This is a genomic window from Serinicoccus sp. JS2-9 (assembly GCF_059025165.1).
In genome coordinates, this window is record NZ_CM180091.1 from 2,225,914 (window position 1) to 2,249,995 (window position 24,082).

22 protein-coding genes are annotated in these 24,082 nt (G+C 72.7%); 12 read left to right on the forward strand and 10 right to left on the reverse strand.

Annotation, left to right across the window (positions count from 1 at the left end; translation table 11 throughout):
- The first annotated feature begins 73 nt into the window (after positions 1-73).
- A complete protein-coding gene (locus tag AC5PYY_RS10715; protein WP_493896800.1) occupies positions 74-223 on the forward strand; it encodes a hypothetical protein in 150 nt (49 codons plus the stop codon).
- A gap of 233 nt (positions 224-456) precedes the next feature.
- Positions 457-1,674, forward strand: coding sequence for a saccharopine dehydrogenase family protein (locus AC5PYY_RS10720; protein ID WP_493896801.1), 1,218 nt, complete (start codon positions 457-459; stop codon positions 1,672-1,674).
- Between the two features lie 87 nt (positions 1,675-1,761).
- Here the strand turns inward: AC5PYY_RS10720 and AC5PYY_RS10725 are convergent, their stop codons facing one another.
- Positions 1,762-2,463 (reverse strand): enoyl-CoA hydratase/isomerase family protein, encoded by a 702-nt coding sequence (locus tag AC5PYY_RS10725; RefSeq protein WP_493896802.1) that lies wholly within the window; start codon positions 2,461-2,463, stop codon positions 1,762-1,764.
- 543 nt (positions 2,464-3,006) lie between these two features.
- Here AC5PYY_RS10725 and AC5PYY_RS10730 point away from each other — a divergent pair.
- Entirely contained in the window at positions 3,007-3,705 is a 699-nt protein-coding gene (locus AC5PYY_RS10730) for a hypothetical protein (protein WP_493896803.1), read from the forward strand.
- 27 nt (positions 3,706-3,732) lie between these two features.
- On the opposite strand, the gene AC5PYY_RS10735 is transcribed toward AC5PYY_RS10730, so the two are convergent.
- Positions 3,733-5,631 carry an FAD-binding monooxygenase gene (locus AC5PYY_RS10735; RefSeq protein ID WP_493896804.1) on the reverse strand — a complete coding sequence of 633 codons (1,899 nt, stop codon included), beginning with the start codon at positions 5,629-5,631 and terminating at the stop codon, positions 3,733-3,735.
- Between the two features lie 97 nt (positions 5,632-5,728).
- Here AC5PYY_RS10735 and AC5PYY_RS10740 point away from each other — a divergent pair, with 97 nt between their 5' ends.
- The 7 genes from AC5PYY_RS10740 to AC5PYY_RS10770 all read left to right on the forward strand — a co-directional run bounded on the left by AC5PYY_RS10740 (position 5,729) and on the right by AC5PYY_RS10770 (position 14,052).
- Complete coding sequence (locus AC5PYY_RS10740) at positions 5,729-7,246, forward strand: fumarylacetoacetate hydrolase family protein (RefSeq protein WP_493896805.1); 1,518 nt, start codon at positions 5,729-5,731, stop codon at positions 7,244-7,246.
- Positions 7,243-7,977 carry a GntR family transcriptional regulator gene (locus AC5PYY_RS10745; RefSeq protein WP_493899362.1) on the forward strand — a complete coding sequence of 245 codons (735 nt, stop codon included), beginning with the start codon at positions 7,243-7,245 and terminating at the stop codon, positions 7,975-7,977. The genes AC5PYY_RS10740 and AC5PYY_RS10745 overlap by 4 nt, the downstream gene beginning before the upstream one ends.
- Positions 7,974-9,497: a 5-carboxymethyl-2-hydroxymuconate semialdehyde dehydrogenase gene (gene hpaE / locus AC5PYY_RS10750; RefSeq protein WP_493896806.1), complete on the forward strand. Its 1,524-nt coding sequence runs from the start codon at positions 7,974-7,976 to the stop codon at positions 9,495-9,497. Before AC5PYY_RS10745 ends, hpaE begins: the two co-directional genes overlap by 4 nt.
- Positions 9,494-10,669, forward strand: coding sequence for a 3,4-dihydroxyphenylacetate 2,3-dioxygenase (gene hpaD / locus AC5PYY_RS10755; RefSeq protein WP_493896807.1), 1,176 nt, complete (start codon positions 9,494-9,496; stop codon positions 10,667-10,669). Before hpaE ends, hpaD begins: the two co-directional genes overlap by 4 nt.
- A gap of 16 nt (positions 10,670-10,685) precedes the next feature.
- Positions 10,686-11,471 (forward strand): 2-keto-4-pentenoate hydratase, encoded by a 786-nt coding sequence (locus AC5PYY_RS10760; protein WP_493896808.1) that lies wholly within the window; start codon positions 10,686-10,688, stop codon positions 11,469-11,471.
- Positions 11,456-12,256, forward strand: a complete 801-nt coding sequence (locus AC5PYY_RS10765; RefSeq protein ID WP_493896809.1) for an aldolase/citrate lyase family protein — start codon at positions 11,456-11,458, stop codon at positions 12,254-12,256. Before AC5PYY_RS10760 ends, AC5PYY_RS10765 begins: the two co-directional genes overlap by 16 nt.
- A 143-nt stretch (positions 12,257-12,399) precedes the next feature.
- Entirely contained in the window at positions 12,400-14,052 is a 1,653-nt protein-coding gene (locus AC5PYY_RS10770; protein WP_493896810.1) for a thiamine pyrophosphate-binding protein, read from the forward strand.
- 15 nt (positions 14,053-14,067) lie between these two features.
- Here the strand turns inward: AC5PYY_RS10770 and AC5PYY_RS10775 are convergent, their stop codons facing one another.
- From AC5PYY_RS10775 to AC5PYY_RS10805, 7 genes are all read right to left on the reverse strand, one after another.
- Positions 14,068-16,929: an FAD-binding and (Fe-S)-binding domain-containing protein gene (locus AC5PYY_RS10775; protein ID WP_493896811.1), complete on the reverse strand. Its 2,862-nt coding sequence runs from the start codon at positions 16,927-16,929 to the stop codon at positions 14,068-14,070.
- A 1-nt stretch (position 16,930) separates the two neighbouring features.
- The gene (locus AC5PYY_RS10780; protein WP_493896812.1) at positions 16,931-17,071 is read right to left on the reverse strand and encodes a hypothetical protein; all 141 of its coding nucleotides are present in this window, start codon (positions 17,069-17,071) and stop codon (positions 16,931-16,933) included.
- Positions 17,072-17,231: 160 nt separating this feature from the next.
- Complete coding sequence (locus tag AC5PYY_RS10785; protein ID WP_493896813.1) at positions 17,232-17,741, reverse strand: DUF421 domain-containing protein; 510 nt, start codon at positions 17,739-17,741, stop codon at positions 17,232-17,234.
- A 78-nt stretch (positions 17,742-17,819) separates the two neighbouring features.
- A complete protein-coding gene (locus AC5PYY_RS10790) occupies positions 17,820-19,208 on the reverse strand; it encodes an AI-2E family transporter (RefSeq protein WP_493896814.1) in 1,389 nt (462 codons plus the stop codon).
- A gap of 115 nt (positions 19,209-19,323) precedes the next feature.
- On the reverse strand, positions 19,324-20,271 hold the full coding sequence (locus tag AC5PYY_RS10795) for an Lsr2 family DNA-binding protein (protein WP_493896815.1): 948 nt from the start codon (positions 20,269-20,271) through the stop codon (positions 19,324-19,326).
- 19 nt (positions 20,272-20,290) lie between these two features.
- Positions 20,291-20,677 (reverse strand): type II toxin-antitoxin system VapC family toxin, encoded by a 387-nt coding sequence (locus tag AC5PYY_RS10800; RefSeq protein ID WP_493896816.1) that lies wholly within the window; start codon positions 20,675-20,677, stop codon positions 20,291-20,293.
- Positions 20,674-20,931 (reverse strand): hypothetical protein, encoded by a 258-nt coding sequence (locus AC5PYY_RS10805; RefSeq protein WP_493896817.1) that lies wholly within the window; start codon positions 20,929-20,931, stop codon positions 20,674-20,676. The genes AC5PYY_RS10800 and AC5PYY_RS10805 overlap by 4 nt, the downstream gene beginning before the upstream one ends.
- A gap of 366 nt (positions 20,932-21,297) precedes the next feature.
- Between AC5PYY_RS10805 and AC5PYY_RS10810 the strand changes: the two genes are divergently transcribed.
- Positions 21,298-21,684: a TY-Chap domain-containing protein gene (locus AC5PYY_RS10810; protein WP_493896818.1), complete on the forward strand. Its 387-nt coding sequence runs from the start codon at positions 21,298-21,300 to the stop codon at positions 21,682-21,684.
- 142 nt (positions 21,685-21,826) lie between these two features.
- Positions 21,827-23,008 carry a zinc-dependent alcohol dehydrogenase gene (locus AC5PYY_RS10815; protein WP_493896819.1) on the forward strand — a complete coding sequence of 394 codons (1,182 nt, stop codon included), beginning with the start codon at positions 21,827-21,829 and terminating at the stop codon, positions 23,006-23,008.
- Here the strand turns inward: AC5PYY_RS10815 and AC5PYY_RS10820 are convergent.
- Positions 22,998-23,999 carry an SDR family NAD(P)-dependent oxidoreductase gene (locus tag AC5PYY_RS10820; protein WP_493896820.1) on the reverse strand — a complete coding sequence of 334 codons (1,002 nt, stop codon included), beginning with the start codon at positions 23,997-23,999 and terminating at the stop codon, positions 22,998-23,000. The two genes, AC5PYY_RS10815 and AC5PYY_RS10820, sit on opposite strands and share 11 nt — an antisense overlap.
- Positions 24,000-24,082 lie beyond the last annotated feature (83 nt).

Here is a 24,082-nt window from a genome sequence, read left to right on the forward strand (position 1 = left end):
GTGGTGCTGACCGGCTCGACGGCGCGCCGGGAGCGCGTAGCGTGGGCGCGGACCGACAACGCATGTAGGTGTCGTGCGGCGCGACGATGACGCGGACCAGTCCACTGGCGGTCCTGCGGGCCGGGTGCTCGTCCTCACCAACCCGGGTGGGGGCTCGGCGGAGGAGGATCAGGTCGAGCGGGTGCTTCGGACCTTGGAGCAGCACGCCGCGTCGCGCGGGTGAGGTTCGCCCTCGACCTGCGGCAAGGGACGGCATACCGAGCGCGAGGACGTCACCCTCACCCGCGGGCGCGAGATCGTCGTCGAGGGCGACGAGCGCAAGGACGCTTCCGGGTCGACACCGACGGCGAGGTCGCGGACGACCGGATCCACCGGCGCGTCTGGCGCATGCACGAGCACGAGTGGAGCCTGCGACTCGCGCGCGCGGAGTGAGGCCCCGGATGTGAGGATGGGCGGATGCCTCGCGACCTCGACATCACCCTCTTCGGAGCGACCGGTTTCGTCGGCCGCCTCGTCGCCGAGCACCTGGCGCGGACCGCGCCCGATGGCGTCGTGGTCGCCCTGGCCGGACGCTCGGAGGAGAAGCTGCGCGGCGTCCGGGCCGACCTGGGCGCCGTCGCGGCGCACTGGCCGATCGTCGTCGCCGACTCCGGTGACGAGCAGAGCCTGCGCGCGCTCGCCGCACGCAGCCGCGTCGTGGTCAGCACGGTCGGCCCCTACCTGCGCCACGGCATACCGCTGGTGGAGGCGTGCGCGCAGGAGGGGACCGACTACGCCGACCTCACCGGCGAGGTGCTCTTCGTGCGCGAGGCGATCGAGCGGTGTCACGAGACCGCGCGGGAGACGGGCGCACGGATCGTGGTGTCCTGCGGCTTCGACTCGGTGCCCTCAGACCTCGGGGTGCACCTGCTCCACCGCGCGGCCGAGGCGGACGGCGCCGGCGGCCTCACCGACACGACGATGTGGCTGCGGCACGCGAGCGGCGGCTTCAGCGGCGGCACGGTCGACTCGTTCCGGACCCAGCTGCAGCAGGTCGCCGGCGACGCCCAGCTCCGCCGGGTGATCGCCGACCCGTTCGCGCTCAGCGGCGGACGGTCCGGCGCCCCGGGCCAGCGCGACGTCTGGCGACCGTTCGTCGAGCAGACCTCGGGCTCGTGGGCCGCGCCGTTCTTCATGGCGCCCTACAACACGCGGGTGGTGCGGCGCTCGGATGCGTTGCTCGACGGTGGCTATGGTCCGCGGTTCCGCTACCGCGAGCTCGTCGCGACCGGCCGGGGGTGGCGGGGTGCGGCCAGGGCGCGCGCGGTCGTCGCCGCCGTCGGCGGGCTGATGGCCTCGCTCTCGACCCCGGGGCTGCGCGTCGTCGCCGATCGGTTGCTGCCCTCGCCGGGTGAGGGCCCGACCAGGGAGCGTCGGGAGGCGGGCTCCTTCCGGACCGAGACGATCACCACCACCGAGGACGGCAGCAGGTATGCCGCGACCGTCGCCGCCCAGGGTGATCCCGGGTATGCCGCCACTTCGGTCGAGCTGGGTCAGGCCGCCCTGGTGCTGCTCGCCACCCGCGGTGAGCCGGATCGCGAGGGCGGCGTCCTGACGCCCGCGGTGGCGATGGGGGACGAGCTCGTCGCCGCGCTGCGCGAGCAGGGCTTCACCCTGGAGGTCGAGCGCCGGTAGCCGGCCCCTGGCCGCGGAGTCCCGAGGGCTCCCACTCTGCGCCCGACGGCCACGGGGTCACCACACCGCCCGTGACGGGCCGGCCCGTCATTCCGGCGGCGACAACGCTGCCAGCATGGGCGCCGCCGCTCGTCTGACCGCAGCCTCGAGAGCTTCGCCCGGCCGGAGGTAGGTGTCGGCAGGAGGCCCGGGAGGCGGGACCGGGCTTCGGCCTCCGGGGCCCTTTGTCGTCAGCGCGTCGAGCAGACCCAGCCTGAGCGCTTCGTCGGCGGCGACCACGTGGCGGCCGTCGACGAGCCGCTCTGCTGCGTCCTCGCCGACCAGCCGGCCCAGTCGCCAGCGGGTGAAGCCGTCGACCACCATGCCGTGCTGGCCGAAGGGGAAGACCAGGGCCGGTGCGCCCACGCCGACGCGGGCGTCGCAGGCGGCCATGATCTCCACGCCGCCGCCGGCTGCCCCGCCCTCCACCAGCGCGACGACCCGTCGGGGCACGGTATGCAGCGTCAGCAGCGCAGCGACGACCGCGTCGACGAAGTCCGTGGCCCGCTCCGGCGCGGACCGGGCCCACGCGAGGGTCGCCAGATCGGCCCCGGAGCAGAAGTAGCCGCTCGCGCCGACGACATACAGGGGAGCGGAGGTGTCGCCACCCTCCTCGGCGACCACCGACGCCAGCTGTCGCCACATCGACAGCGTGAGGGCGTTCCTGCGCCTCGGGCGGTCGAGCTGCACGGCGGTGCCACGAGGGTGCTCCACCAGCCGCACCACACCGTCGTCAGCGTCCTCGACCATGGCGCCCACTCTAGGGACCGCCACGTCCCAGACATCCCCCATCGTGCGCGGGCAGGAAGGACTACCGCCTGACCGTCGAGGGCCGGGTGCGGCTCGACGAGGGGCTCGCCGCCTGGCGTGAGCTCACGGACACCCTGGACCCGGACGACGAGAGGTGAGGGTGATGGAGGAGCGAGACGGGCTCGCGGAGGGCAGGCCGCACGAGAACAACGGGGCCACCACCGGTGCCTGCGCCGAGGGGGGCGCCCGGTGACTCGCTGCCGTATGCCGGTCAGCCCTACTTCTGCAGCGAGTACGGCGGGATCTGGTGGGTGCCCCAGTCGGCGCGTTCCGACGCGGACGCGACCCAGGACGCGGGTGAGTCGTGGGGCTGTGGCGACCGGGTGCGCGACCAGGAGGAGTTCTACGCCCGCGCCGGGGGGCTCACCCGCGTGCTCGACCGCGATCCGCTGATGTCCGGCTACTGCTACACCCAGCTCACCGACGTCTTCCAGGAGAAGAACGGGAGCCTGAGCGAGCGCACGTCCGTTGAGAGTTCAGCGTATGGGGTCTGTCGAGCTGGGCACGCACGTAGCGGACCGGGTCGCCTACGTCCTGCGCGTGGTGCTGGCCCTGTGCGGCATCGTCGTCGTGACCGGGATCGCTGCTGTCGTCGGGTTTGTCGGGGGCGTCTTCCTCGATCTCGGTGAGGCCAGCGACGCCGCCGAGCGTCGGCGCGCCGAGACCGAGGCGGCGCTCGAGGCGCTTCCTGGGGTGGTCGAGAGCGAGGCGAGGACGACCAGCCTGGGCAAGGGATGGGACCATGACGCGAGGGCGACGCTCGCCCCGGACCTGGGAGACGCCGAGCGGGGCGAGCTCAGCGCGGGGCTGGGGGAGGTGCCCTTCGGCGGGTCGGTGGACCTGACCATCGAGGATCATCGGTCGGAGCTGACCGGGCGCTTTGCCCCCACCCCGGAGGTCGTGGACTGGTGGTATGCCCTCGCCACGGAGCTGGAGCAGGGCGAGGGCACCGGTTGGGTCCGGTGCGTCGCGGACTGGGAGGAACTGACCTGCCAGGTGGACTACTCCACCGAGGAGGACGTGGCGACGGCGGTGTCAGGCGTGGGGACGGGTCAGCTGGAGCAGTGGGCGGCGGCCCGGTCCGACAGCGGCGTCGAGCCGGAGATCGCGATCGTCATCGGTCTCGGCAGCGATCGGGTGCTGCTGCGCTCGCTGGAGGAGCTGCGCGCCTTCTGCTGCTGAGACGTCGCCGGGCGCTGCTGTTGGGCGTCAGCCCTGCTCGAGCATCAGCCCGTCGAAGTAGGCCGCGAGCTCGTCGTGCGCGGTGAGCGGGAGGATCGCCGAGACGTACTGGTCGGGGCGGACCACGACGACGACCCCGTCACGGGACAGCGAGCGCTCCTCGAAGATGTCGACGTCGGTCCACGCGCTCGGCGGGGCCGCGAAGACCTTCTCCCAGTCCATGAGCCCCAGCGACCCGCTGCGCGGCCGGAAGACCTCGGGGACCCGTGTGATGTCGACGTCCTCGTAGGGCTGCTGGTAGACCACCTTGACGTCGAAGACGGCGTCGGCGTCGGCCCCGGCCGGGGTGTACCGGCTCATCGGTGACGCGGGGGAGGAGGCCCACTCCGCCCACTCGGCGAGCGCCGAGGGCTCACCCGCAGCCGGGGCGTCGGCGAAGGCATACACCCGCCAGCGACCATCGGCCCGCGCGTGGTGACCGAGGTGGACGGCGTTGCCGTCGCAGACCCGCACGACCTCGACGGACTTGAAGCGCTTGCCCAGCGGGAAGCCCTCGGCGAGGCCCTGGTGCTCGCCGTCCGCGACCAGGTCGGAGGCGGCGTACTGCGTCATGAAGCCGGAGGGGAACTCGGCGGTGCCGAGGTAGAACGTCGCGAGCTCGGAGGGGTCGGTGATGTCCTCCGGCTTGCGGGCCATGAGCGAGGACCACTCGCGGTCGAAGTCGATGAGCTGCTGGGCGACCGGCTGCCGCTCCGCCGAGTAGGTCGTCAACAGCGACTCGGAGCTGAGCCCGGTGAGCACGTGGCCGAGCTTCCACCCGAGGTTGAAGCCGTCCTGCATCGAGACGTTCATGCCCTGGCCGGCCTTGGCGCTGTGCGTGTGGCAGGCGTCCCCGGTGAGGAAGACCCGGGCGGTCCGGCTGTCCTCCTCGCCCTCGGGCACGTCGTCGAACTTGTCGGTCACGCGGTGACCGACCTCGTAGACGCTGTGCCAGGCGACCTCCTGCACGTCGATGGAGTAGGGGTGCAGGATCTCGTTGGCCCGGACGATGATCTCCTCGACCGGGGTCCTGCGGATGCTGCGGTCGGCGTCCTCGGGCGACTCGCCGAGGTCGATGTACATCCGGGACAGGTAGCCGCCCTCGCGCGGGATGTGCAGGATGTTGCCGGCGGCGGCGTTGATCGCGCACTTGGTCCGCCAGTCCGGGAAGTCGGTGTTGACCAGCACGTCCATGACGCCCCACGCGTGCCGCGCCAGCTCCCCGACGTGCCGGCGGCCGATCGCCTCGCGCACCCCGCTGCGCGCGCCGTCGCACCCGGCGACGTACTTCGCGCGGACGGTAACCTCCTCGCCCTCGCGCTCCCCGGCGACGTGCCGCAGCGTGACCTCGACCGGGTGCTCGCCCTCGTCGTGGACGGTGAGCCCGACGAACTCGACACCGTAGTCCGGCACGATCCGGCCGGGGCCACGGGCGGCGGCCTCGGCGAAGTAGTCGAGCACGCGCGCCTGGTTGACGATGAGGTGCGGGAACTCGCTGATCTTGAAGCCGTAGTCCTCGGTCCGCGCGGTCCGCACGATGCGGGTCGGGTCGTCGGGGTCGGGTCCCCAGAAGTTCATGTAGGCGATGTTGTAGGCCTCCGCGACGATGCGCTCCGCGAACCCGAAGGCCTGGAAGGTCTCCACGCTGCGCGGCTGGATGCCGTCCGCCTGACCCAGCGGCAGGCGGCCCTCCCGCCGCTCGATGATCCGAGTCGATACCTGAGGGAACTGCGAGAGCTGCGCCGCCAGCAGCATCCCCGCCGGTCCGGAGCCCACGATGAGCACGTCGCACTCTGGCGGCAGGTCAGCGGGCCGGTCGACCCCCGTGCCCGCCGCCTCCTCGACGCGCGGGTCGCCCGAGACGTAGCCGTGGTGGTGGAACTGCATGGGCTGACTCCTTCGTCGACCGTGCGGGAGACTGGTCCCGCCCTGCGCGTGCCGCCGATCATATACAATCCCGGCACCTGCAACAGTGAGAGGGCCGATGACGACCGACGCAGCGCACCCCCGTGACGACGACCCGCGGTTCGCCGGGCTCCCGTGCCGCCCCGGCAAGATCATCGCCGTCCACCTGAGTTACGGCTCGCGCGCCGACCAGCGGGGCCGCCGGCCCGAGCACCCCTCCTACTTCCTCAAGCCCGCCAGCTCGGTCACCGCCTCCGGCAGCACCGTCGAGCGCCCGGCCGGCACCGAGCTGCTCGCCTTCGAGGGCGAGATCGCGCTGGTCATCGGCACCCCCGCCCACCACGTCACGGCGGAGGAGGCGTGGTCGCACGTCGGCTGGGTCACAGCCGCCAACGACCTCGGGGTCTACGACCTGCGCGCCAACGACAAGGGCTCCAACGTCCGCTCCAAGGGCCGCGACGGGTATACCCCGGTCGGCCCCTCGCTCATCGACGCTGCCGCGGTCCACCCCGACGCGCTGCGCGTGCGGACCTGGGTCAACGGCGACCTGGTGCAGGTCGACACCACGGCCGGGCTCATCTTCCCGCTCGCCCAGATCGTGGCCGACCTGGCCCAGCACCTCACCTTGGAGCGGGGCGACGTCATCCTGACCGGGACCCCGGCCGGCTCCTCGGTCATCGAGCCCGGCGACGTGGTCGAGGTCGAGGTCGACGCGCCCTCCTCGCCGGACAGCCCGACGAGCGGGCGCCTGGTCACCACGGTCGTGGCCGGGGAGCAGGACTTCGACGCCGACCTCGGGTCGCTGCCCTCGGTCGACGACACCCAGCGCGCCGAGGCCTGGGGGTCGCGGGAGGCGGCCGGGCTTCCTGCCGACGACGCTGGGCAGGAGACCTCCGGCTCCACCCTCGACCCCGAGCTGCGCGCCAAGCTCCTGGAGGCACCGACCGCCGGGCTGTCCCAGCAGCTGCGTCAGCGGGGCCTGGACGACGTCACCATCGACGGCGTGCGGCCGATGCACCCGGGCGCCAAGCTCGTCGGCGTGGCCCGCACCCTGCGCTTCGTCCCGCACCGCCCGGACCTCTTCGCCAGCCACGGGGGCGGCTACAACGCGCAGAAGCGCGCCTTCGACGCCGTCGGCGAGGGGGAGGTCATCGTCATCGAGGCCCGGGGCGAGGCCGGCTCGGGCACGCTCGGCGACATCCTCGCGATCCGCGCGCACGCGGCCGGGGCGGCCGGCATCGTCACCGACGGCGGGGTCCGCGACCACGACGCCGTCGCCGCCGTGGGGATCCCGGTCTACTGCGCCGGGGCCCACCCGGCGGTCCTCGGCCGCAAGCACGTCCCCTGGGACGTCGACCTGACCATCGCCTGTGGCGGCACCACCGTCCAGCCCGGCGACATCCTCGTCGGTGACGCCGACGGCGTGCTCGTCATCCCGCCCGGCCTGGCGGCGGAGGTCGCCGACGCCGCGCTCGCCAAGGAGGCCGAGGACGCCTGGATCGCCGAGCGGGTCGCCGAGGGGCACCCGGTGGACGGCCTCTTCCCGATGAACGCGGAGTGGAGAGCGAGGTACGACGCGTGGCGGCAGCAGGGCTGAGCGAGGTCGAGCCCGCCGGGCTGAGCAAGTCGCAGCGGGCATACCAGTGGATCAAGGGCGGGATCGCCCGGCAGGAGCTGGCCCCGGGCTACCGTCTCGTGCTCGCCTCGATCGCGACCGAGCTCGACATGAGCGTCGTGCCGGTGCGCGAGGCGCTGCGCCAGCTCGAGGCGGAGGGGCTGGTGACCTTCGAGCGCAACGTCGGGGCCCGGGTCTCGATGGTCGACGACTCCGGCTACCGCCACAGCATGGCGGCGCTCGCGGTGCTCGAGGGCGCGGCGACCGCGCTGGCGGCGCCGCACGTGAGTGCGACGGACGTCCGCGCCGCGCGTGACGTCAACGCCCTGATGATCCGCACCCTGGAGGACTTCGACCCGCGCGTCTTCACCCGGCTCAACGAGGAGTTCCACGCCACCCTGTATGCCCGGTGCCCCAACCCGCGGCTCGTCGAGCTCGTCGCGGGCGAGTGGGCCCGGCTGGGCCACCTGCGCGACTCCACCTTCAGCTTCGTGCCCGGCCGGGCCCAGGAGTCCGTCGCCGAGCACGAGCAGCTGCTCGCGCTGATCGAACGGCAGGCCCCGGCGGCGGAGATCGAGACCGCCGCACGGCGGCACCGGTGCAACACGCTGGAGGCCTACCTCGAGACCTGTCCCGACCCCGACCACCCGGGCGAGGCCCCCGCCTCGCTTCACCTCGACGGCACCGTGCCCACCAGGAGGACTGAGCGATGACCGAGACCGCCACCAGCGGGGCGACCCGGCACCGGCCGGACGACCTGCCCGACCGCATCCAGCACTACATCGACGGCGAGCTCGTCGACTCCGTGGACGGCGCGACCTTCGAGGTGCTCGACCCCGTCTCGAACGAGACGTACCTCAGCGCGGCGGCCGGCAAGCAGGCGGACGTCGACCGTGCGGTCGCCGCCGCCCGACGGGCGTTCACCGAGGGCCCGTGGCCGGGGATGCTGCCGCGCGAGCGCAGCCGGGTGCTGCACCGGATCGCCGACCTCGTGGAGTCGCGCGACGCCCGGCTCGCCGAGCTGGAGTCCTTCGACTCCGGCCTGCCGATCACCCAGGCGCTGGGCCAGGCGCGGCGGGCGGCGGAGAACTTTCGCTTCTTCGCCGACCTCGTCGTCGCCCAGGCCGACGACACCTACAAGGTGCCCGGCCGGCAGATGAACTACGTCAACCGCAAGCCGATCGGTGTCGCCGGTCTCATCACGCCGTGGAACACGCCGTTCATGCTCGAGTCGTGGAAGCTCGCGCCGGCGCTGGCCACCGGCAACACCGTGGTGCTCAAGCCGGCCGAGTTCACCCCGCTGTCGGCCTCGCTGTGGGCCGGGATATTCGAGGAGGCGGGCCTGCCGCAGGGGGTCTTCAACCTGGTCAACGGGCTGGGGGAGCAGGCCGGCGATGCCCTGGTCAAGCACCCGGACGTGCCGCTCATCTCGTTCACCGGCGAGAGCAGCACCGGGGAGCTGATCTTCGCCAACGCCGCGCCCTTCCTCAAGGGGCTGTCGATGGAGCTCGGCGGCAAGTCGCCCGCGGTCGTCTTCGCCGACGCCGACCTGGAGGCCGCGGTCGACGCGACGATCTTCGGCGTCTTCTCCCTCAACGGCGAGCGCTGCACCGCCGGCAGCCGCATCCTGGTGCAGCGGGAGATCTACGACGAGTTCGTGGAGCGGTATGCCGCGCAGGCGCAACGGGTGGTGGTCGGTTACCCGCACGAGGAGAGCACCGAGGTCGGGGCGCTGGTCCACCCCGAGCACTTCGACAAGGTCATGAGCTACGTCGAGATCGGCAAGGGTGAGGGCCGCCTGGTCGCCGGTGGCGACCGCCCCGAGGGCTTCGAGACCGGCAACTTCGTGGCGCCGACCGTCTTCGTCGACGTGCCGTCGGACGCCCGGATCTTCCAGGAGGAGATCTTCGGCCCGGTCGTGGCCATCACCCCCTTCGACACCGAGGAGGAGGCGCTCGAGCTGGCGAACGGGGTGAGGTACGGCCTGGCCGCCTACATCTGGACCAACGACCTGCGCCGCGCGCACACCTTCGCCCAGTCCGTGGAGGCGGGCATGGTGTGGCTCAACTCCAACAACGTGCGCGACCTTCGCACCCCCTTCGGCGGCGTCAAGGCCTCCGGCCTCGGGCACGAGGGCGGCTACCGGTCCATCGACTTCTACACCGACCAGCAGGCCGTGCACATCACCCTGGGCGCGGCGCACCACCCCACCTTCGGGAAGGCGCAGCGATGACCAGCGACCAGACCGGCAGCACCGACCGGGTCCGCACCTCCTCGGGCTACTACGTCTCCCAGGAGGCGCCGATCCGGACCGACGACCCCATCCCCACGCCCTCGGCGCCGCCGCCGGACATCCTGCGCTGCGCCTACATGGAGATCGTCGTCACCGACCTCGCCGCCTCCCGCGCGTTCTACGTCGACGTCCTCGGGCTCACGGTGACCGAGGAGGACGAGCGATGTGTCTACCTGCGCTCCATCGAGGAGTTCATCCACCACAACCTCGTGCTGCGTCAGGGGCCGGTCGCCGCGGTCGCCGCCTTCTCCTACCGGGTGCGCAGCCCGCAGGAGCTGGACCGGGCGGTCGACTTCTACACCGAGCTCGGGTGCCGGGTCGAGCGCCGGGCCGAGGGCTTCACCAAGGGCATCGGCGACTCGGTCCGGGTCACCGACCCGCTGGGCTTCCCCTACGAGTTCTTCTACGACGTCGAGCACGTGGAGCGCCTGGCCTGGCGCTACGACCTCTACACCCCCGGTGCACTGGTGCGCCTGGACCATTTCAACCAGGTGACGCCCGACGTGCCCCGGGCCACGAAGTTCATGCAGGACCTGGGCTTCCGCGTCACCGAGGACATCCAGGACGACGCGGGCACGGTGTATGCCGCGTGGATGCGTCGCAAGCCGACCGTCCACGACACCGCGATGACCGGCGGCAACGGCCCGCGGATGCACCACGTCGCCTTCTCCACGCACGAGAAGCACAACATCCTGGCGATCTGCGACAAGCTCGGGGCGCTGCGCCGCTCGGACGCCATCGAGCGCGGCCCGGGCCGGCACGGGGTGTCCAACGCCTTCTACCTCTACCTGCGCGACCCGGACGGGCACCGGGTCGAGATCTACACCCAGGACTACTACACCGGTGACCCGGACAACCCCGTCATCACCTGGGACGTCCACGACAACCAGCGCCGGGACTGGTGGGGCAACCCGGTGGTGCCGTCGTGGTACACCGAGGCCTCCCTCGTGCTCGACCTCGACGGCAACCCGCAGCCGGTGGTCGAGCGCACCGACGACTCCGAGATGGGCGTCACCATCGGTGCCGACGGCTTCTCCTACACCCGCCGGGACGAGGACGAGGAGATGCCCGAGTGGAAGAAGGGCGAGTACAAGCTGGGGCACCAGTTGTGACGAGGGAGGACCACGGATGCTGACACCCGAGCAGATCGCCACGATCGCCGAGGAGCTGGCCGAGGCGGACCGCACGCACTCGGTCGTCCCGCGCATCACGGCACGCTACCCCGAGGCGACCATCGAGGACTCCTACGCCATCCAGGGCGTGTGGCGTGACCAGAACCTCGCCGCCGGTCGCCGGCTGGTGGGCCGCAAGATCGGGTTGACCTCCAAGGCGATGCAGCAGGCCACAGGGATCACCGAGCCGGACTACGGCGTGATGTTCGACGACACCGTGCACGCCTCGGGCGCCGAGATCCCGGTCGACCACTTCTCCAATGTCCGCATCGAGGTCGAGCTCGCCTTCGTGCTGGCTCGGCCGCTGTCCGGGCCGGACTGCACCCTCGAGCAGGCCCTGGACGCCATCGACTACGCCGTCCCGGCGCTGGAGGTCCTCAACTCGCACATCGAGCTCGAGGGCCGCACCATCGTCGACACCATCAGCGACAACGCCGCCTACGGCGCGATGGTGCTCGGTGACGAGCGCCGGCGCCCGGACGAGATCGACCTGCGCTGGGTCCCCGGGGTGCTGTCCCGCAACGGGGAGGTCGAGGAGACCGGCGTGGCCGCGGGTGTCCTCGGGCACCCCGCGACCGGGGTGGCCTGGCTGGCCGACAAGTTCCACCAGCACGGCGCCCGGCTGGACGCCGGCGAGATCATCCTGGCCGGGTCGTTCACCCGGCCGATGTGGGTGTCCCGCGGGGACGACGTGCACTGCGACTACCGCGAGATGGGGACCGTCACGTGCCGCTTCGTCTGACGCCGACCTTCCGCGACGTGCTGGCCTCCCAGGACCGGCCGATGGTCGGCATGTGGGTCAGCTCGGGCTCACCGCTGGTCGCCGAGATCGCCGCCGGCTCCGGTCTGGACTGGCTGCTCATCGACATGGAGCACGCCCCCAACGGCCTGGAGTCGGTGCTCGCGCAGCTGCAAGCGGTGGCGGCATACCCCGTCGTGCCGGTCGTCCGCGTCCCCTCCGCCGACCCGGTCCTCCTCAAGCAGGTGCTCGACCTCGGCGCGCAGACCATCCTCGTGCCCATGGTCGACAGCGCGCAGGAGGCCGCCGACGCCGTCGCGGCGGTCCGCTACCCGCCCCGCGGCAGGCGGGGCGTGGGCTCGGCCCTCGGCCGCTCGGCGCGGTGGAACCGCGTCGAGGGCTACCTCCAGCAGGCGCAGGAGCACGTCTCGCTGCTCGTGCAGATCGAGTCCGAGGCCGCCGTCGAGGCGGCGGCCGAGATCGGGGCGGTCGACGGCGTCGACGCGGTGTTCGTCGGGCCCAGCGACCTGGCGGCGTCCATGGGCGTGCTGGGGCAGCAGACGCACCCGGACGTGCGGGCCGCCGTGCTCCGGACCTTCGACGCGGTGCGGGCGGCGGGGACCCCCGTGGGCGTCAACGCCTTCGACCCCGCCGTGGCGGACGCCTACCTCGAGCAGGGTGCCTCCTTCGTCCTGGTCGGTGCCGACGTGGCGCTGCTCGCCCGCGGGTCGGAGGCGCTCGCGGCGCGCTTCATCGGCTCCGGCGGGGAGGACATCGACCGGTCCTGACGGCCCGCCCCCCGCCAGCACCTATAGTCGAGGGGTCCGGTGCCGCTGCGCGCCGGTGCTCGAAAAAGGAGCACGGAGCCGCGCCCGGCGCGGGAGACACATACGACCTCGATCCCGTCATGTCTCCAGCAGAGGGAGCTCGTATGCCCAGCGTCTCCGCCCACGTCGCCCACACCCTGGCCCGCCACGTCGACCACGTCTTCGGGGTCATGGGCAACGGCAACGCGCACGTCCTCGACGCCCTTGAGCGCTCGAGCGACGTGCAGTTCACCGCGGTCCGCCACGAGGCCGGGGGAGTCGTGGCGGCGGACGCCCACCAGCGTGCCAGCGGGCGGATCGCGGCTGCGACCTCGACCTACGGCGCCGGCTTCACCAACACGCTCACGGCGCTGGCCGAGGCGGTGCAGGCCAAGGTGCCGCTCGTCCTCGTCGTCGGCGACGGCCCGACCTCCGGCCCCCGCCCCTGGGACGTCGACCAGATCGCGCTGGCCTCCGCGGTGGGCGCCCGCACCTACACGGTCGGGCGGACCGACGCCGCGGCGACCACGGTCATCGCCATCGAGCACGCCCTGACCTACCGGGTGCCCACCGTGCTGGCGGTGCCCTACGACGTCGCCCGCCTCGAGGCCGGGCCGGTGCCCGAGGTGCCCGCCCCGCTGACGCCGGCGCCCCGTGAGCCCGTCGGCGACTTCGCCGCCGGCTCCATCACGGAGATCGCCACCGCCCTGGCCGGGGCGCAGCGGCCGCTGCTGCTCGCCGGGCGTGGGGCGTGGCTGGCCGGCGCGGGGGAGGCGTTGGGGGACCTCGCCGACGCCACCGGCGCGGTGACCGCCACCACCTCGCTGGGGCGCAACATCTTCCCCCGGGCGGAGTACGACCTGGGGGTGGCCGGCGGTTGGGGTGCCGAGGGGGCGATGGGCCTCGTCCGCGAGGCCGACGTCGCGGTCGTCTTCGGCGCCTCGCTCAACCAGTTCACGATGCGCTTCGGGGCGCTGCTGGCGCCCGGCACCCGCATCTTCCAGGTCGACGTCGCGCCGGCGGCCACCCACCCTCACGTCGGGGGCTACGTTCAGGGTGATGCGGCCATCGTGGCCGGGGCGGTCACCGCGCAGCTCGGCGAGCTCGGCCACGCGCCCGGCGCCTGGCGCGAGTCCGTGCCCGTCGCCGAGCTGCGCGCCTACCACCCCGGGGAGGACCTCGCGCCCGACGGCCGGTTGGACCCGCGGTCGGTCGCCGTCCGGATCGGCGAGCTGCTGCCGCAGGACCGGGTCGTCGTCTCCGACGGTGGGCACTTCATCGGGTGGGCGAACATGTACTGGCCGGTGGCGGCGCCCGACCGGATGATCATGGTGGGCACCGCCTTCCAGTCGATCGGCCTGGGCTGGCCCTCGGTGCTCGGCGCCGCGCTGGCACGCCCGAATGCGACGGTCGTGCTCACCACCGGGGACGGCGGCGGGCTCATGGCCCTGGCCGACCTGGAGTCGGCGGTGCGCGTCGCCGGCGGGTCCGGGATGGCCGTGGTGTGGAACGACGGGGCCTACGGCGCCGAGGTCAACCTCTACGGGCTGCAGGGGCTGGCGCTCGCGCCGATGCTCATCCCGGAGGTCGACTTCGCCGCGCTGGCCTCCGGTGTGGGCGCCAGAGGCGTCGTCGTGCGGAGCCTGGCCGACCTCGACCAGCTCGCCGACTGGGCGGCGCAGCCGGCCGACGATCGCTCGTTCCTCGTCCTCGACTGCCGGGTGTCCCGCGACGTCGTCGCGCCCTACCAGGAGGAGATCATCCGGGTGAACAGCTGACACCACGGATGTCGCTCACAGGCGGCTCGCCTCCTCGAGCAGCTCGAGCACGTGCCGGTAAGGCTGGCCGGTGGCCCGGGTCATGCCGATCTCGCAGGTGCGGTTGCACGAGACGAAACCCGGCTTTCGAGAGGTGTCCCGGGCCACGACGAGGGCGACCTCGGCGGCCTCCGCCGCGGTGGCCGAGGCGGTGAGCTCGGGGTGCAGCAGACCGCGGTCCCCGGCGAAGGCACAGCAGCCCCAGGACACCGGCACCACCACGTCGGTCGAGACCGCACGAGCCAGCGCCACCAGGGCCTCGGTGCTGCCGGACCGCTCGGAGGAGCAGGTGGGGTGCACGACGACGGTGCGGTCGCCGCGACGTACGGCGAGCCGGGGGAGCACGGTGTCCCGGACGAAGTCGACGGCGTCCACCACCCGCAGCTCCGGCGCGCGCTCGGCGAGCATCACGACGAGGCCCTCGGCGCAGGAGGACGCCTCGACCACCACCGGCAGCCGGCCACCCTCGGTGGCCTCCCGCAGGGCCGGGACGACCCGGTCGACCATGACGGCATACCCGTCGTCCAGCCCCTTGGACTTCCATGGGGTGCCGCAGCACAGGTCGCGGATGCCGGCCGGCGTGCGCAGCGGGACGTCGGCGCGCACGCACAGGTCGACGAGTGCACCGGTCGCCCCGGAGGCCAGGTCGCCGCGGTGGCCGCCCGGCTCGGTCCCGAACATCTCGCCGATGCAGGTGCTGAAGAGCACGGCGGCGGGGGAGGCGGGGTCGAGCTCACGGCGACGCCGGCCGCCGCGCGGCAGGCGCGGGTCGTAGAGCGGCACGGCGTCGGCGCCGGCCACCGCGCGCACCACCCGCGTGGCAGCCACCGGGACGCCGGAGGGCACCAGGCGGGCCGCACTCAGCGCCAGCCCGCCCAGCGGCGCGACCGTGCCCCAGGCCCGCGCCGCCCCTGCCCAGGCCGCCTGCGCCGTGCGGGTGGCGGACTCCCTGCGCAGCCTCCGGGTGAGAGCACCCGTGTCGATGCGGACCGGGCACGCGCTCTGGCACATCCCGTCGACGGCGCAGGTCTGGTTGCCGTCGTAGTCGTAGTCGCGCTCGAGGGAGTCGGCGAGCGCGTGGTCACCGGCGGCGCGCGCGGTCTGGATGTCGCGGCGCACCACGATGCGCTGGCGCGGGGTGAGCGTGAGGTCCTTGGACGGGCAGACCGGCTCGCAGTAGCCGCACTCGACGCACCGGTCGACCTCCTCCTCGACCGGCGGCGCGGTCTTGAGGTCCTGCAGGTATGACGTGGGCTCGTCGGAGAGGACGGCCGCCGGGTTGAGCAGTCCACGTGGGTCGACGAGCCGCTTGAGCTGCCACATGACGTCGTAGAGCTCGTCGCCGTACTGCCGCCGGACGAAGGGGGCCATGATGCGGCCGGTCCCGTGCTCGGCCTTGAGCGAGCCGCCCTGGCCCAGCACCAGGTCGACCATGTCCTCGGTGAAGGCGGCGTAGCGGCGCATCGCATCGGGGTCGTCGAAGCGCTCGTTGAGCAGGAAGTGGACGTTGCCGTCGCGGGCGTGCCCGAAGATGACCGACTGCTCGTAGCGGTGCGTGTCGAACAGCTCGGTCAGCGCGACGCAGGTCTCCCCGAGCACGTCGACGCCGACGACGACATCCTCGAGCAGCGCGTTGGTGCCGGCGGGGCGGGCCTCGGCGACGGCGGAGAACAGCCCCTTGCGGACCCTCCACAGCGCGGCGCGTTCCCGGGCGTCCCGGGTGAGCCGGGCAGGCTCGGTCAGTGCCAGCCCGTCGAGGGTGGCGGCCGCCGACGCCAACGTGGCGTCCAGCTCGGCGGGGGTGTCGCCCTGCCACTCGACCAGCAGCGCGGCGTGCTCCTCGATGGCGAGGGAGGCGATCTGGGGCGGGCAGGCCGGGTCCTGCTGGGCCACCCGCAGCGACGCGGCGTCGAGCAGCTCGGCGGTGGCGACGTCGGTCCCGGCCAGCGCGGGGACTGCGCCGGTGGCCTCGGCGATGGTGTCGAGGACGAGGAGACCGGTGGCTACCTCGGGGTGGACGGGCACGGTCGCCAGGACGGCGGAGGCGACGAAGCCGAGCGTGCCCTCGCTGCCCACCATGAGGTGCACGAGCATGTCGAGCGGCCGCTCGTAGTCGAGCAGCGCATTGATGCCGTAGCCCATGGTGTTCTTCATCGAGAACAGCCGCCGGATGGTCGCGACCGAGTCCGGGTCGGCGAGCACCTGCCGGCGCAGGGCCAGCAGCCCGGCGACCAGCTCGGGCTCCCTGGCCGCCAGCTCCGCCTCGGCGTCCGGGGCGCCCGAGTCGATGACGGTGCCCGAGGGCAGCACGAAGGTCAGCGACTCGAGCGTGGCGTAGGTGTTGAGCTCGGTGCCGCAGTGCATGCCGCTCGAGTTGTTGGCGATGACGCCGCCGAGCGTGCAGGCGCCCTCGCTGGCCGGATCCGGCCCGAGCTTGCGGTGGTAGGGCGCGAGCCGGGCGTTCACCGCACGCACCGTCACCCCCGGCTGGACCCGGACACGGGCCCCGCCGTCGAGCACCTCGACATCGGTGAAGTGCCGGCGGGTGTCGACCAGCACCGCGTCGGTGACGGACTGCCCGGAGAGGCTGGTGCCGCCGGAACGGAAGGTGATGGGCGCGCCCACGCGGTCGCAGGCGGCCATCACCGCGGCCACCTGGCTCGCGGAAGTGGGGCGGACGAGCAGCTCGGGCGTCAGCAGGTAGTGCGACGCGTCGTGCGCGAGCGCATGCAGGTCCAGCGGCCGCCGGCTGACCGCGCCGTCTCCCAGCTGCTCGCCGAGCGCGCTCTCGAGCCGGCTCCAGGGGATCTCCAGGGTCGTCCGCGGCACGCCCGTCATCCTAGACCGGCACCGCCCCCCGGCGCCTCACGGTGCGCAGGAAGTCCAGGTGCGCCTCGTAGGCGTCGAGACAGTCGTGGATGACCTGCGCGCGGATGAACTCCATGACGTCGTCGTCCTGCCCGCCGTCGGCGAGGTGCACCTCGAGCCTGACCGAGCAGGGGCGCGAGCTGTATGTCGCGACCGTCGGCACCGGGGACACATCGGTCTGGGTGCAGGGCCGCATCCACGGAAACGAGCCCTACGGCCTCGACTCCTCGCTGACCGTGCTCAAGCCTCTGGCCACGCCGCCTAAGGGTGGCTCAGCCGGTCGCGCGTCGCAGCACGCTGATCGAGCCGCCGGACTCGAGCACCGCGAGGTGCACCTCGTCGACCCGGGTGAGGCCCGAGGCCCGGAGGTGCTGGTCGAGGATGGCGTGCGAGACGCGCGCGCGACGCATCGGGCGCTCGAGGACCTGGCCGTCCTGCACGAGCACCACCGGGTCGTTGTCCGCCACGTCCCGCGCCGCGCGGGAGCGTGCGGCCGCGCTGGACACGGCATACTGCAGCACCACGAGGACGACGAGACCGACGGTCGCCTCGACCATCCGGTCGCTGAGGATGGCGCTGGCGACGAGCGAGCCGGCGGCGACGTTGGTGAGGAAGTCGTAGGTGGTGAAGGAGGCGAAGGTGCGCGTGCCGAACAGGCGCGCCAGCAGCACGATCGCCAGGAACATCACCACGGTCGTCAGCACGGTGCGCAGCAACAGCTCGGCGCTCCAACCGGTCTCGGGGGTCACCATGTCGCGTGCGGCGTCGAGGAGCGTCTCCATCGCACCAGCGTGACAGCCGATCCGCCGCGTCGCCATGCCGGTCGGTCCCCGTCGCAGGACGGGACCGCCGAGGCGGGGTCAGTGCCGGCCGAAGAGCCAGGAGAGCAGGCCCGGACGGGCGGGCTGCGCAGGTGCCGTGTCGTCGCGCGAGCCGGCGCGCTCGGACCGCTCGACCTCGCCGAGGTACTGCGTCCGCGCCCCGGCGACGCGCCCCTCCGGCGTCGCGAAGGCGACGTGCTCGACGTCGATGTCACCGCTGCGCAGGTCGACCTGCTCGCTGAGGTAGCGCAGCAGCACCACGAAGGTGGCGGCGAAGGGGACGGCCAGGAAGGCGCCGATGACTCCGAAGAGGGTGCTGCCGCCGGCGACCGCGAGCAGGATGATGCCGGGGTGCATCTGCATGCTGCGGCCCTGGAGGGCCGGTTGCAGGACGTTGCCCTCGATCTGCTGCACCGCGATGACGATCGCCAGCACGATCAGCGCCTGGGTCGGCCCCTGCGTCACCAGCGCCACCAGCACGGCGATGCCGCCCGCGACGACCGCGCCCACGATGGGGATGAAGCCGCCGAAGAAGGTGAGCACGGCCAGGGTGAGGGCGAGCGGCACCTGAAGGATGAGCAGGCCGATGCCGATGAGCACGGCGTCCACGGCACTGACGATCGCCTGGGTGCGGATGAAGCCGCCGAGGGTCGTCCACATGCGGGTGAGCACCTCGGTGAGGTGGCGGCCGGTGCTGCGGCCGGTGGTGCGTCGCAGCCAGGGCAGGAAGCTCGGCCCGTCCTTGAGGAAGAAGAACAGCAGCACGACCATGAGACCGAGGGTCACCAGGGCGGAGCCGACGACGCCCAGACCGGAGGCGACTGCACCGGCGGCCACGCTGCTGCGCTCCTGCAGCCAGGTGATGGCGGTGCCCAGGTATTCGTCGATCTGCGCGTTGTCGAGGTTGAGCGGCGGCCCGCTGATCCAGGCTCGCACCTCGTCGACCCCGCCTCTGGCCTGCTCGAAGATCTCGCGGGACTGCGAGGTGATCGACGGGGCGAGGGCGCCGAAGACGCCCACCAACAGACCCACGGACAGCAGGAGCGTGAGGACCGTCGCGAGCGTGGGGTGCAGCCCGATCCGTCGGCCGAGGGCGACCACGGGGGAGAGCAGGGTCGCGACGATGAGCGCGAGCAGGATCGGGAGGACGCCGAACCAGACACGGTCCAGGATCCACCAGGCGAGCCAGAGCGCGCCCGCGACGATGATGCCGCGGAGTGCCCACGCGGTGACGAAGGTGAAGCCGTCGCCGATGACCCGCATCCGGTCGGTGCCGACGTTGGTGGTCGGCTCGGGCGTGCCCGAGGGGCGGGTGGAGGCGCCGGGAACGGTCGGAGGTCGATGCCCGGGCTGGTCCGCGGGCGCTTCGGGGGTGACCCGGAGCGCGGCGACCGCGCGCGCCTCGTCGGGCAGGTCGTGGTTGGGCATGGTGCTCCTGTCGTGTCGAGATGCCGTCGTGGCCGGTCTGTGTTCGCGTCTCCGGCCCCTGGTGCAGCCGCCTCCGCAGCATAGGCGCCGCGGCACCGGGGACGGGCGTGCCGTCCTACCGCCGTGCGTCGAATGCCTCGCGGATCTCGCGTGGGATGCGCCCGCGGTCGGCGAGGGCATACCCCTGGGCGCGTGCCCACTCCCGGATCTGCGCCGCGCTGGCCGGTCGCCCCGAGGTGAGCGGAGCGGCCTCGGTCTCGACGTGGGTCTCCTCGCCGGCGTGGGCGAGCGCGGCGGCGAGGAAGCGGTAGGTCCACTCCTGGGCGAGGGCCCGGGTCTCGCAGAAGATGATCGGGACGGTGGGGAAGCGGGCCTGGCACTCGCCGAGCGCGTCGGCGACGACCGCGGGGCGGAGGTGCTCAAGCTTGAAGACCGCGGAGTAGCGGTCCTCGACGACGACGGCCGCGGTAGGGAGTGATGAGAGGTCGGCGAGCAGGTAGCGCATCTTGCCGGTGGTCAGGGTGGAGACGAGGTCGACGAGGCTCTTGCGCTCGACCGAGGCGAGCACCCGGCCGGCGACCTCGATCGCGTAGTCGCCCGCCGGCAGCCCCTCGCGGCGGGTGGTGACCTGCTGGTGGTCGAAGGACCAGGCATACCGCTCGTGGCTGTCGACGACGATCTCGAGGGTGGGTATGCCCGAGCCGCGCGCCGTGGGGAGGCTCACCGCGGGGCGGGCCTGCTTGGCGGTGCGCGCGGTCTGCCAGAAGACCGCCTCGCGGCCGCGGACGCGGGTGAGGACGAACTGGGAGCGGTTCTCCCGGCCCCGGTCGAGGACGAGGTCGATGCTGGCGCCGCGGCGGACGCAGGATCGGGTGGGCACGGTCTCGACCAGGTCCGGGTCGGCGGGCCAGCCGGTGGCGCGGTGGCAGTAGACCTTCCCGGTCCGCGGCCAGGTCTCCCTTGCCTTGAGCACGACGCCCTCCGGCCCGAGGGGGATGCGCAGCAGGTACGGCAGTCGCGAGCCGTCCTCAGGGTTGTGGGCGATGAGGAAGTCGTCCGGCACGGCTTCAGGGTATGCCGTTTCAGGCGCGTGCCTCTGGTACCTGGACCTGGACGCCGTGTCTGCGCGCGGTGCGTGCCGCGCGCGCATCGCGCGTGATCCAGGTGCCTGCGTGGCGCAGTGCCATGGCGGCATACCAGGCATCGGTGATGGACATGCTGTCGCGCCAGCCCCATGCGCGACGCACGTCGGCGGGGTCGTGCTCGACGGCGAAGCCAGCCCGTAGGTGGTGCTCCACCAGATGTCTGGCGACATCGGCGGGGAGCGCACGACGTTGCTCGATGGCGCGAAGAGCGCCTACGACCTCGGCGTCGAAGTGAGGTGGCACCACGACGTCGTCGGCCGGCTCGAAGGGCGGGACCAGTCCGGTCACCATGTCCACCCAGGCGGAGGCGTCGAGCACGATCACGACAGGCCCATCTCCTCGCGTGCCTGAGCCACCGCCGCCGCGGTGTCTTCCGCTGTGAGGCCGACGATGGGGGGATTGGCTCTGATCTCGGCGAAGAGGCGTTCCCGCCGGGCAGTGATGCTGTTTGCCTGGAGGTCCTTCTCGATGAGTTCCTTGAGGTAGTCGGACAGGCTCAACCGACGGCGTGCGGCCTCGGCCTTCGCCGCCGCAGCAAGGGCCTCGTCCACGGAGCGGATCTGCAGGTTCGTGCTCACACTCATCAGAGTACAGCTCCTGCATGCGATTGCATGCGTCCAATCGTCTCGGCGGACATCTCAGCGAGCGCCCACCTCGGCCAACGCACTTGTCCGGTCGGCGTGCATGCCCGCCGTGCCGGCCGCCGGCACCAGCGCCGGGAGCAGACCGGTTGGCCCGCGCTGGAGCCGCTGATGTCGCGCAGCGCGCCACCGGCGTCCTCGATCCGCCCGCCCGTGCGGTGCAGGGCGCGCGAACCCTCCGTCATCTCCTGCGGATCTCCCCCCGACGAAGCCAGACATCCCTCTCCTCGTGCTCTCGCTCTCGGTCGGCCTCACAGGACAGGCGGACCCCGGGCGGCTCCCACGTCGTGCCACGCTGAGGCGATGGACGACATCGCCTGGACCCGCACGCGCGAGGAGCTGACCGCCGAGATCGGAGCGCTCGGCGACGACGAGAGCCTGCTGCTGGCCGAGCCCGACCCGCCGGGTGCCATCGGGCGCTACGTCCAGGTCTCCCGGCTCGGTGACGACCTGCTCTGCGAGTGCGTCTCCGCCGCGTATGCCGACCTCTCACCGGAGCAGACCGCTGCCCTGCAGCGCGCCGGGTGGTCCGACCCCGCCCGGCAGCCGCGCGGCGCGACCAGCGAGAACCACGTCTTCTGGGGTCGGGTGGAGGATGCCGCGGCGAGCGCCCACATGCTGGTCGCGGCGCTGCAGACCCTGGGCACGGGCATACCGGACGACGGGTGGACCTGGCAGCGGGTCAGCTGACCGTCGCCCACGCCGGACCGCGATCGGCTGCAGGAGGCGGTCGAGGTCATGGCGCCGGCCACGGTCGCCGATCAGGACGCGGCTTTTCACCCCCGGGTCGGCTCACCGCGCGAGCGCCTCGGCGCGCTCTTAGCGTGGAGGGATGCGAGCACTCACATGGCAAGGACTCCAGGACGTCTCCGTCCGGTCAGTCCCCGACCCCGTCCTGCAGGACCCGACCGACGCGATCGTGCGCGTCACCTCGACCGCGATCTGCGGCTCCGACCTGCACCTCTACAACGTGCTGGCGGCCTACCTGCACCCCGGTGACATCCTCGGGCACGAGTTCATGGGCGTCGTCGAGCAGGTGGGTAGCGCCGTCGACACGCTGGAGGTCGGCGACAAGGTCATCGTCCCGTTCAACGTCAGCTGCGGGAAGTGCTGGATGTGCGAGCGCGGCCTCTTCGCCCAGTGCGAGACCACGCAGAACGTCGACCAGGGCACGGGCGCGAGCCTCTTCGGCTACACCGACCTCTACGGATCGGTGCCCGGCGGGCAGGCCGAGCTGGTGCGGGTGCCGCACGCCGACTTCCTGCCGGTGCGGGTCGACCCCGCGCTGGCCGACGAGCGCGTGCTCTACCTCACCGACATCCTGCCCACGGCGTGGCAGGGCATCGAGTATGCCGACGTCGAGGAGGGCGGCACCCTCGCCGTCATGGGTCTGGGCCCGGTCGGGCAGCTGGCCGTCCGCGCGGCCCGGCACCGTGGCCTGCGGGTCATCGGCGTCGACCGGATCCCGGAGCGCAACGCGCTGGCGGCCGAGTGGGGCGCCGAGGTCGTGGACCTGGACTCGACGAAGAACGTCGGCGACGCGATCCGTGACCTGACCGACGGGCGGGGCGCCGACGGCGTCCTCGATGCGGTCGGCATGGAGGCGCACGGCAGCCCGGTGCTCGGTGCCGCGGTGGCGGCGGCCAAGCGCCTGCCCAAGCCCCTCGCCCGGGCCGCCATCGAGACGGCCGGTGTGGACCGGCTGGCAGCGCTGCACAGCTCCATCGACGCGGTGCGCCGCGGCGGCACGGTGTCGATCAGCGGCGTCTACGGCGGCATGGCCGACCCGATGCCGATGATGGAGCTCTTCGACAAGGGCGTGCAGATGCGCATGGGGCAGTGCCACGTTCGCCGGTGGACCGACGAGCTCTACGACCTCGTCAGCGGTGCCGAGGACGTGCTCGGGCTGGAGGACCTGGCCACGCACCGGGTGCCGCTGGAGCAGGCGCCGGAGATGTACAAGACGTTCAACGACAAGCAGGACAACTGCCTGAAGGTCGTGCTCACGCCGTAGGGGCCGAGCCCGGGCCGCGCTGGTTGAAGCGCTCCGCGGCCCGGCGGCCCAGGGTGGTGAGCCGGCTCACCACGCCGGATCCCAGCTGCTGCGCCGCGGTCCGCCCGCTCACCGGGCGGGCCGCGTCGCGGTCTGCGGGGGCGCTCGGCAGCAGCCGCGAGGTCAGGCCCATGACGCGGATGGTGGTGGCGGGCAGGAGGCCGTGCACCCGCATACCGATCTTGGCCAGCGGGGTGAGGACGACCATGGGGCGGCCGGCCAGGACCCCGTCGACCATCCGGTGCGCCGCACGCTCGGCGTCCATCGACAGCAGGGGGAGCGAGGCGGCCGGGGCGAACCAGGCATACTCCGCGGCGCGGTCTCCGGTGAACTGCGCGTTCTCGTGCGAGCCGGTGCGCATGAGGCCGGGCACGATCGTCGTGGCGGTGACCCCGGTGCCGGCCAGCTCGCTGGCCAGGCCCTGGGTGAGGCCCGTGGCGCCGAACTTGGCGGTGGAGTAGGGCAGCAGGTGCGGCGGGGCGACGACGCCGCCGATGCTGGAGACCACCCCGAGCCGGCCGTGGCCGCGCTCGCGCATGCCGGGCAGCACCGACCAGAGGGTGTTGAGCGGGCCCATGAGCATGGTGCCGAGGGCCTGGTCGAAGTGGTGGAAGGTCATCGTCTCGGCCGGGCCGACCTGGATGATGCCGGCGACGTGGATGGCGACCTCGACCGGCCCCAGGTCGCTCTCGACCTGCGCCACCCAGGCCTGGACGGCCTCCCGGTCAGCGACGTCGCACTCGTAGGCGTGGACGCGGCCGGCTTCCGCCCCGGCCTCCTCCCGGGCGCGGGACTCGGCGATCTCGGCGCCGCGGCGCGTCTCCTCGAGGTGGCGGGCGCAGACGGCGACGTCGTAGCCGCGCTCTGCGAGCTCCTGGGCGACCAAGAGCCCGAGGCCGCGGGAGCCTCCCGCGACGAGGGAGACGGGGCGGGGGGTGACGGGGGTGCTCATCACCTCAGGCTAGGAGGAGGTGAGGTATGCCGCTGGCTGAGACGACGGGGGCCGGGTCCGACTCGGCGCCCTCCGCCCAGCGT

Coding starts and splice junctions, on each gene's coding strand:
- AC5PYY_RS10720 (WP_493896801.1), top strand. CDS start 457: ATGCCTCGCGACCTCGACATCACCCTCTTCGGAGCGACCGGTTTCGTC.
- AC5PYY_RS10725 (WP_493896802.1), bottom strand. CDS start 2,463: ATGGTCGAGGACGCTGACGACGGTGTGGTGCGGCTGGTGGAGCACCCT.
- AC5PYY_RS10730 (WP_493896803.1), top strand. CDS start 3,007: ATGGGGTCTGTCGAGCTGGGCACGCACGTAGCGGACCGGGTCGCCTAC.
- AC5PYY_RS10735 (WP_493896804.1), bottom strand. CDS start 5,631: ATGCAGTTCCACCACCACGGCTACGTCTCGGGCGACCCGCGCGTCGAG.
- AC5PYY_RS10740 (WP_493896805.1), top strand. CDS start 5,729: ATGACGACCGACGCAGCGCACCCCCGTGACGACGACCCGCGGTTCGCC.
- hpaE (WP_493896806.1), top strand. CDS start 7,974: ATGACCGAGACCGCCACCAGCGGGGCGACCCGGCACCGGCCGGACGAC.
- hpaD (WP_493896807.1), top strand. CDS start 9,494: ATGACCAGCGACCAGACCGGCAGCACCGACCGGGTCCGCACCTCCTCG.
- AC5PYY_RS10760 (WP_493896808.1), top strand. CDS start 10,686: ATGCTGACACCCGAGCAGATCGCCACGATCGCCGAGGAGCTGGCCGAG.
- AC5PYY_RS10770 (WP_493896810.1), top strand. CDS start 12,400: ATGCCCAGCGTCTCCGCCCACGTCGCCCACACCCTGGCCCGCCACGTC.
- AC5PYY_RS10775 (WP_493896811.1), bottom strand. CDS start 16,929: ATGACGGGCGTGCCGCGGACGACCCTGGAGATCCCCTGGAGCCGGCTC.
- AC5PYY_RS10785 (WP_493896813.1), bottom strand. CDS start 17,741: ATGGAGACGCTCCTCGACGCCGCACGCGACATGGTGACCCCCGAGACC.
- AC5PYY_RS10790 (WP_493896814.1), bottom strand. CDS start 19,208: ATGCCCAACCACGACCTGCCCGACGAGGCGCGCGCGGTCGCCGCGCTC.
- AC5PYY_RS10810 (WP_493896818.1), top strand. CDS start 21,298: ATGGACGACATCGCCTGGACCCGCACGCGCGAGGAGCTGACCGCCGAG.
- AC5PYY_RS10815 (WP_493896819.1), top strand. CDS start 21,827: ATGCGAGCACTCACATGGCAAGGACTCCAGGACGTCTCCGTCCGGTCA.
- AC5PYY_RS10820 (WP_493896820.1), bottom strand. CDS start 23,999: ATGAGCACCCCCGTCACCCCCCGCCCCGTCTCCCTCGTCGCGGGAGGC.